We start from the raw sequence: 8,627 nt of genomic DNA, 5'->3' as shown, positions 1-8,627 counted from the left end.
TCCCACGACGTCTCCAGCAACAACCGCTGCTGCGGATCCATCGCCAACGCCTCACGCGGCGAGATCCCGAAGAAACCCGCATCGAACTCGCCGGCGTCGTAGACGAACCCGCCCTCGCGCCGGTAGCCGGCCTGGTCGTCGAACTCCTCCCAACCTCGGTCGAGAGGGAACCCGCTCACCGCGTCGGCCCCGCCGGCCACGAGGTCCCACAGCTGTTCGGGGCCGGTCACGCCGCCGGGGTACCGGCAGCCCACGCCCACGATCGCGATCGGCTCGCGCGCCCCGGATTCGAGCTCCTTGACCCGTTCCCGGGCCTCGTAGTGCTCGGCCGCCAGCTTCTTCAGCGCGTCGAGCAGCTGCTTCTCATCGGCCATGGTGGGTCCTCCCCGACGTCGCTTCGATCCGTGCAGCGGCGATCTTCACGACGCCCCCAATTCCTTGTTGATGAAGTCCAGGACCTCGTCGGCGGAGGCCTCGGTGAGCTGCCCGGCGACGGCTTCGCGATCGGTTTCCGCGGCAGCGCCGGGGTTGCCGCGGCGCAGCCACCGGGACAGCAGCGTCTGCATGCGTTCGGTGACGTCCTGGCGCGTGCCGGCGTCGACCGCGTCGAGCTCCACGGCCAGTCGCTCCAGTGCGTCCAGCACCGGGTCACCGGGGGTGTCCGCGCCGAAGAGTTCCGTCCGGAGGTGCTCGGCCAAGGCGGCCGCGTTCGGGTGGTCGAAGACCATCGTGGAAGCCAGCTGAATCCCGACGACCCGCGACAGCCGGTTGCGCAGTTCGACCGCGCCGGCCGAATCGAAGCCGAGGTCCTTGAACGCGCGCTGCGGCAGCACCTCTTCGGCCGAGGTGTGCCCGAGCACCGCGGCCGCGTGGTCGCGCACCAGCTCGGTCAGCACCTGCCGCTGCTCCGCGACGGGCATCCCGGTGAGCCGGGCGGCCCACTCGCCGCCGTCGTCCGCCGTCGCGGCCGGAGCGGTCAGTGCGGCGCGGACTTCGGGCAAGTCCGCGAGGAACCGGCTGGGCCGGCGCAACGTATAAGTCGGGACGAACGCCGGCCAGTCGAACCCGGCCACCACCATCGCGCCCTCGTCGGCGTCCAGCACCTGGCCGAGCGCGGACATCCCCCGCTCGGCGTCGATACCCTCCATCCCGAAGCCGCGCAGCCGCTCGCCGCCGTCGCCGGCCGCCATCCCCACCCCGGTCCACAGGCCCCAGGCGATCGACGACGCGGCCAGCCCGCGGGCCCGGCGATCCGCCACCAGCGCGTCCAGATGCGCGTTCGCCGCCGCATAACCACCCAGGCCACCGCTGCCCCAGACACCCGCACCCGAGGAGAACAGCACGAACGCGTCCAGAACCCGGTCCGCCGTCAGCTCGTCCAGCACCGACGCCCCGCCGACCTTGGCCGACAGCAGCCGCGCCAGCTCGGCCGGCTCCAGCCGGTCGACGGGGGTATTGCCACCTGCGCCGGCGGAGTGCACCACCGACGACAACTCCGGCCCGCTGGAATCGATGTGCCCCAACAGGTTCTCGACAGCGGCGCGGTCGGCGACGTCACACACCACCGCCTCCACCGCGGTACCGGCGTTCGCGATCGAAGCAGCCAGCTCCGCCACCCCGGCCGCACCCGCCCCCGACCGGCTCGCCAGCACCACCCGCGACGCACCACGCCCGGCAACCCACCGAGCCGTGATCGCCCCGACCCCGCTCGTCCCGCCGGTCACCAGCACCGAACCCCGCGGAGACCACGGTTCCCGCACGACCGGACGGCCGACCCGAGCCAACCGCCGCGCCAGCACACCGGCGGGCCGCACCGCGACCTGGTCCTCGGCACCGGCCAGCACCGACACCAGCCGAGCACCCACCCGCGCGTCCACGATCGGCGGCAGATCGACCAGTCCGCCCCACCGATCCGCGAGCTCCAGCGCCGCCACCACACCCAAACCCCAGACCTGCGCCTGAGCGGGACACACCACATCACCCGAAACAGCCCCGACCGCACCCCGCGTCAAAACCCACAACGGCGCCATCACTCCGGCTCGCTCCAGGGCCTGAACGAGAGCCACCGTGCCGGCCAAACCATCCGAAACCACGTCAGCAGCCGGCTCGCCGAGAGCGAGCAAGGACACCACACCACTCACATCCGCCGGAGCTTCGAAACCGGCCAACGTCGTATGGACCACATCGGCGCCGTGCTTCGCCAAGATCTTCGCCACTTCCGAGCCGATGTCATCGCCGACCACCAGCCACGTCCCGGACAGCACCGCACCGGAGTCGGGTACCGGCACCCACGACACGCGGTACCGCCAGCCGGCGACCCGGCCGCGTCGCCGGTACTCGGCCAGCGCGGGCAGCACCTCGTCCAGCCGGTCGTCGCCGACGTTCAGCGTCGCGGCGAGCCCCTCGACGTCACCACCCTCGACGGCGGCCCAGAACTCGGCGTCTTCGGTCGATCGTCCGCCGCCGGCGGCCTGCGCTTCGGGCCAGTAGTGCCGGTGCTGGAAGGCGTACGTCGGAAGGTCCATCGTGGCGCCGCCACCCAGGACCGCCGCCCAGTCGACGGGCACCCCCCGGACGGAGGCTTCGGCGAACGACGTCAGCAACCGCTCGGCGCCGCCGTCGTCGCGCCGCAACGTCCCGACCACCACCGGCGCCTCGATCGCCGACGTCAGCACCGGATGCGGCGACACCTCCACGAACACCTCGTGGCCGGACTCGCCGAGGACCCGGACCGCCCGGTCGAACTCCACGGTCTCCCGCAGGCTTGAATACCAGTACGCAGGATCCAGTTCGGGGCCCGACAGCCACCCCCCGGTCAGCGCCGACACCATCGGCACCCGCGCCTCACCCGGCGAAATCCCCCGCAGCAAAGCCAAGATCTCATCGTGCAACTCGTCGACGTGGACGCTGTGCGAGGCATAATCCACCGGGATCGTTCTTGCCCGTACCGACTCGTCGCACGAGGCCACCAGCTCCCGCAACGCATCGGCATCACCGGAGACCACCGTCGACGAGGGGCCGTTGACCGCCGCCACGGACAACCTTGCCCCGAACGACTCGATCCGCGCTCGAACCGCATCGACCGGTTCGGCCAGCGACACCATCCCGCCACGACCGGCCAACACCGTCAACGCCCTACTGCGCAACGCAACCACCTTGGCCGCGTCCTCAAGGGACAGAATTCCCGCGACCGCGGCAGCCGCGATCTCACCTTGCGAATGCCCCACCACCGCGTCCGGCACCACACCAGCCGCCTCCCACACCGCGGCCAGCGACACCATCACCGCCCACAACGCCGGCTGCACCACATCAGCGGCCTCGAAACCGTGTTCACCGGCCAGGACGTCGGTCAGTCGCCAGTCCACATGAGACTCGAGCGCGGCCGCGCACCGGGCGAGCCGATCGCGGAAGACGGAAGACGTCTCGGCCAGCTCCCGGCCCATCCCGATCCACTGGCTGCCCTGACCGGGGAAGACGAACACCGTCCGGCCCAGGCCGCCGAGCGGCACCGCGCCGGAGACGACCCCGGGCGCCGGGCGGCCGGTGGCCACGGCCGCGAGGCCCGCGGCCAGGCCGGCCCGGTCGTCGTCCAAGACCACCGCGCGCTGGTCCAGCGCCGCGCGGGTCGTGGCCAGGGACCACGCCACATCGGTCACCGGAAGCTCGGGGTGCGCGACGGTGAATTCCCGCAACCGGCCCGCCTGGGCGGCGAGCGCCTCACCGTTGTGGCCGGAGACGACCCAGGGGCGGATTCCGCCGTCGACCACCGGGCGTTCCGCGATCGTCGTGTCTCCGGCCGCGGGGGCCTCTTCGAGGATGACGTGTGCGTTGGTGCCGCTGATCCCGAACGCCGACACACCCGCCCGACGCGGCCGCTCGGACGGCAACCACTCCACCGGCTCCCGCACCAACCGCACCCGCCCCGACTCCCAGTCCACATGCGACGACGGCCTCTCCACATGCAACGTCCTCGGAACCAAACCATGCTGCAACGCAAGCACCATCTTGATCACACCGGCCACCCCCGCCGCCTGCTGCGAATGCCCGATGTTCGACTTCACCGACCCCAACCACAACGGCCGCCCCTCGGCACGCCCCTGCCCATAAGTCGCCAGCAACGCACCCGCCTCGATCGGATCACCCAGCTCGGTGCCGGTGCCATGGGCTTCCACCACGTCCACATCGGACGCCGACACACCGGCACTCGCCAACGCCGCCCGGATCACCCGCCGCTGCGCCGGACCGTTCGGCGCGGTCAAACCGTTCGACGCACCGTCCTGGTTCACCGCACAGCCGCGCACCACACCGAGGATCCGGTGGCCCTTGCTCCGCGCTTCGTCGAGTCGTTCGAGCACGAGCATGCCGACGCCCTCAGCCATGCCCATGCCGTCCGCGCCGTCGCCGAACGCCTTGCACCGGCCATCGGACGCCAAGGCGCGCAGCCGGGAGAAGCCGACGAACTCACCGGGGTCCGCCATGACGGTCACGCCGCCGGCCAGCGCGATCGTGCACTCACCCGACCGCAGCGCCTGCACCGCCTGGTGCAACGCCACCAGCGACGACGAACACGCCGTGTCGACCGTCACCGCCGGACCGACCAGGCCCAGTGTGTAGGCGATCCGACCGGACAACACGCTCAACGCGTTTCCCGTGATCAGGTGGGCCTGGGCCCCCGCTTCGCCGCCGGCGGCGCCGATGTAGCCGGAAGAGGCCGCGCCGACGAAGACGCCCGCGGGTGAACCGTGCAGCGACCGCGGGTCGATCCCGGCCCGTTCGATCGCCTCCCAGGACGTCTCCAGCAACAGACGTTGCTGCGGGTCCATCGCCAACGCCTCACGCGGGCTGATCCCGAAGAAATCCGCGTCGAACTCGGCGGCTCCCGTCAGGAACCCGCCTTCGACGACGTAGGTCGCCCCCTCGGCATCGGGATCCGGATCGAACAGCTCCTCGGCGTTCCAACCGCGGTCGACGGGAAACCCCCCGATCGCGTCGCCACCCGAAACCAGCAGCTCCCACAGCTCTTCCGGAGAACGGACGCCACCCGGGTAACGGCAGGCCATGCCGACGATCGCGATCGGCTCGGTCGACGTCGCGGGGGCACCCGGGGACGTGGTCTCGTCCGCCTCGCTCCCGAACACCTCCGCCAGGATCTCGTCGGCCAGCGCCGACGCGCTCGGGTGGTCGAAGACCACCGTGGACGGCAACCGCACCCCCGCCGCCGAATTCAGCCGGTTGCGCAACTCGACCGCCGTCAACGAGTCGAAACCCAGGTCCCGGAAGGCGCGAGAGGCCACGATCTCCTCGATCGAGTCGTGTCCCAGCACGGCAGCCGCATGCGAGCGCACCAGTTCGACGACCGTCCGCCGCCGCTCGGCCCGCGTCATTCCGCCCAGGCGGGACGCGAACTCACCTCGCTCGACGGCGACCGTGGTGTCTTCTTGCGCCTCCGGGATCGTGTCCAGCAGCGGCCGCGGCCGAGCCGCCGTGAACACCGGCGCGAACTTCTCCCACTCCACATCGGCGACGGCGATGAACGTCTCATCATCCGCCAACACCTCACCCAGCGCTGCCAGCGCCCGATCGGTGTCCAGGAAGTTCATCCCTTGCCGCAACAACCGGTTCGGGGTCACCCGCCCCGGAGCCTGATCCATCGCGGCATCCACCGCGGCCCAATCGCGGGTGTTCCACACGCCCCACGCGATCGACGTCCCCGGCAGCCCGCGAGCGCGGCGGTCCTCCGCCAGCGCGTCCAGATAGGAGTTCCCGGCCGCGTAAGCCGCGTGGTCGTTGCTGCCCCAGGTCGCCGAGATCGACGAGAACAACACGAACTCGTCGAGTCCCAGGGCGGCGGTCGCCTCGTCCAGGTACTTCGCGCCGGCCGCCTTGGCCCCGAGCGCCGCCGCCAGGCCCTCCTGGCTGGTTGTCTCCACGCGGGCCAGGAACGGCGTGTTCGCCGAATGCAACACGGTCGACAGGCCCGGGCCGGACCGCTCGACCCACTCGACCAGTCCCGTCACCTGCTCCGGGATTCCCAGGTCGCAGCTCAGGACCGCCACACCCGAGCCCGCGCCCGCCAGCGTGGCGGCCAGCTCGGGCACGCCCGGCGCCGACGGGCCCGACCGCGACGTCAGCACCACCCGCTCCGCACCGTGCCCGGCCAGCCACGGGCCGAGGCAGACGCCGATCGAGCCGGTACCGCCGGTCAGCAGCACCGTCCCGCGCGGCGACCAGGCGCCGGGCTCGGCGCGCCGGGCCTCGGCGCGCACGAGCCGGCGCAGGAATGTTCCCGACGAACGCACCGCCACCTGGTCTTCCCCGCCGTGTGCGAAAACGGCGGCGACCCGGGCGGCGGCGTCGGCGTCGAGCACCGGCGGCAGGTCGAGCAACCCGCCCCAGCGGTCGGGGTGCTCCAATCCGACCGCGCGGCCGAGACCCCAGACCGGCGCCTGCAGTGGTGCGGTGGTGGCTTCATCCGGCCGGGCCTGCACCGCGCCGCGGGTCAGCACCCACACCGGGACCGTGTTCCCGCTGTAGATCACCGTCTGGATGAGGTCGAGGGTGGCGGCGCTGCCGCGCGGCACCCAGGGGAAGTCGGCGTCGGGCGACTCGTCCAGCGCGAGCAGCGATACGACGCCGCGCACGTCGGCCCCGACGAGGGCCTCCGCCAGGCGGTCCGGCGCGGGGCACGCCACTCGGGCGCCACGGGCCGTCAACGCGTCGGCCAGCGCCGGGGCGTCGGGGTCGTCTCCGACCAGGAGCCAGGTGCCGGTCAGGACGTCGGGGGCGTCGTCGTCCGCCGGCTGCCAGGTGATCCGGTAGCGCCAGTCGTCCACCGAGGCCGTGGCGCGCTTCAGGGCCGGCGCGCCAGGCCAGTAGCGCTTCCGCTGGAACGCGTAGGTCGGCAACTCGACAGCCGCGCCGCCGCCGAGCACCGCCGCCCAGTCCACCGGAGCACCTTGGACGTAGGCCTCGGCGAGAGAAGCCAGCAGGCGGTCCGCGCCGCCGTCGTCCCGCCGCAGCGTCCCGGCGACGACCGGCTGGGCGAGGCTGTCCCCGATCGCCGGGGTGAGCACCGGGTGCGGGGAGACTTCGACGAACACGCCGTGCCCGGACCCGCCCAGGAGCCGGATCGCCCGCTCGAACTCGACGGTCTCGCGCAGGCTCGCGTACCAGTAGGCCGGGTCCAGCTCCGGGCCCACCAGCCATTCGCCGGTCAGCGCCGAGACCATCGGCACTCGCGCCTCGCCCGGCGAAATCCCCTGCAACACCGAAAGAATCTCGTCGCGCAACTCTTCCACGTGGACGCTGTGCGAGGCGTAGTCCACCGGGATCACCCGCGCCCGCACCGACTCGGGGCAGGAGTCCACCAGCTCCCGCAACGCATCGGCATCACCCGACACCACCGTCGCCGACGGACCGTTCACCGCCGCCACCGACAACCGCTCGCCGAACGACTCGATCCGCGCCCGAACCGCAACGACCGGCTCGGCCAGCGACACCATCCCCCCGCGCCCGGCCAGCGCCGTCAGGGCCTTGCTGCGCAACGCAACCACCTTGGCCGCGTCCTCAAGGGACAGAATCCCCGCCACCGCCGCGGCCGCGATCTCGCCCTGAGAGTGCCCGACCACCGCGTCCGGCCGCACCCCGGCCGCCTCCCACACCGCCGCCAGCGACACCATCACCGCCCACAACGCCGGCTGCACCACATCCGCGGCCTCGAAACCACGACGACCCGACAGCGCGTCGGCCAGAGCCCAGTCCACATAAGACCCGAGCGCGGCATCACACTCGACCAGCTTCTCGCGGAACACCGGCGACACCTCGGCCAGCTCGCGACCCATCCCGACCCACTGGCTACCCTGACCCGGGAACACGAACACCGTCCGCCCCACGCCGCCCGGTGCCACGGCTCCGGTGACCACGCCGGCGGCGGGCCGGCCGGTCGCCACCGCCGCGAGCCGGGACGTGAGTTCGGCCCGCTCGCCGCCGAAGAGGACGGCCCGGTGCGGCAGGGCGGCGCGAGTCGTGGCCAACGACCACGCCACGTCTCGCGCGGTCAGGTCGGGACGGGCCAGTGTGTGTTCCCGCAGCCGGCCGGCCTGCCCGGCGAGGGAGGCTGAGCTGTGTCCCGACACCGCCCACACCGCGGGCGCGCTGTCGAAGATCGGCGTTTCCGCCCGTTCGGGGCGAGGCCGGGCTTCGGCCGCGGGTGCCTCTTCGACAATCACGTGGACATTCGTGCCGCTGACCCCGAACGCCGACACCCCGGCCCGACGCGGCCGCTCACCCGCCGGCCACTCCACCGGCGCCCGCAGCAGCCGGACGTTCCCCGAATCCCAGTCCACCCGGGACGAAGGCTGTGCGACGTGCAAGGTCGGCGGCAACATGCTGTGCTGCAAAGAAAGCACAATCTTGATCACCCCGGCGACACCCGCCGCGCACTGCGTGTGCCCGATGTTCGACTTCACCGAACCCAGCCACAACGGCCAGTCCTCGAACCGCTCCTGGCCGTACGTCGCCAACAACGCCCCGGCCTCGATCGGATCACCCAAGGTCGTACCGGTACCGTGCGCCTCGACAACGTCCACATCGGACAGAGACAAGCGCGCATTCGCCAGCGCCGCCCG

The 8,627-nt window shown here is 72.1% G+C and carries 2 protein-coding genes; both read right to left on the bottom strand.

Going from position 1 to position 8,627, the window contains the following annotated elements; all coding sequences use genetic code 11:
• Window positions 1–374 (bottom strand): beta-ketoacyl synthase N-terminal-like domain-containing protein (locus ACZ4TR_RS49255; protein WP_465296142.1); only part of this gene is annotated, 374 nt, incomplete at its 3' end.
• A 45-nt stretch (window positions 375–419) separates the two neighbouring features.
• A partial coding sequence (locus ACZ4TR_RS49250; protein WP_465296141.1) for a type I polyketide synthase occupies window positions 420–8,627 on the bottom strand: 8,208 nt, incomplete at its 5' end.

The organism is Amycolatopsis sp. NPDC028719, assembly GCF_055565395.1.
Note: the sequence above shows the minus strand (reverse complement) of the source record. Positions and strands in the feature narration are given on the sequence as shown.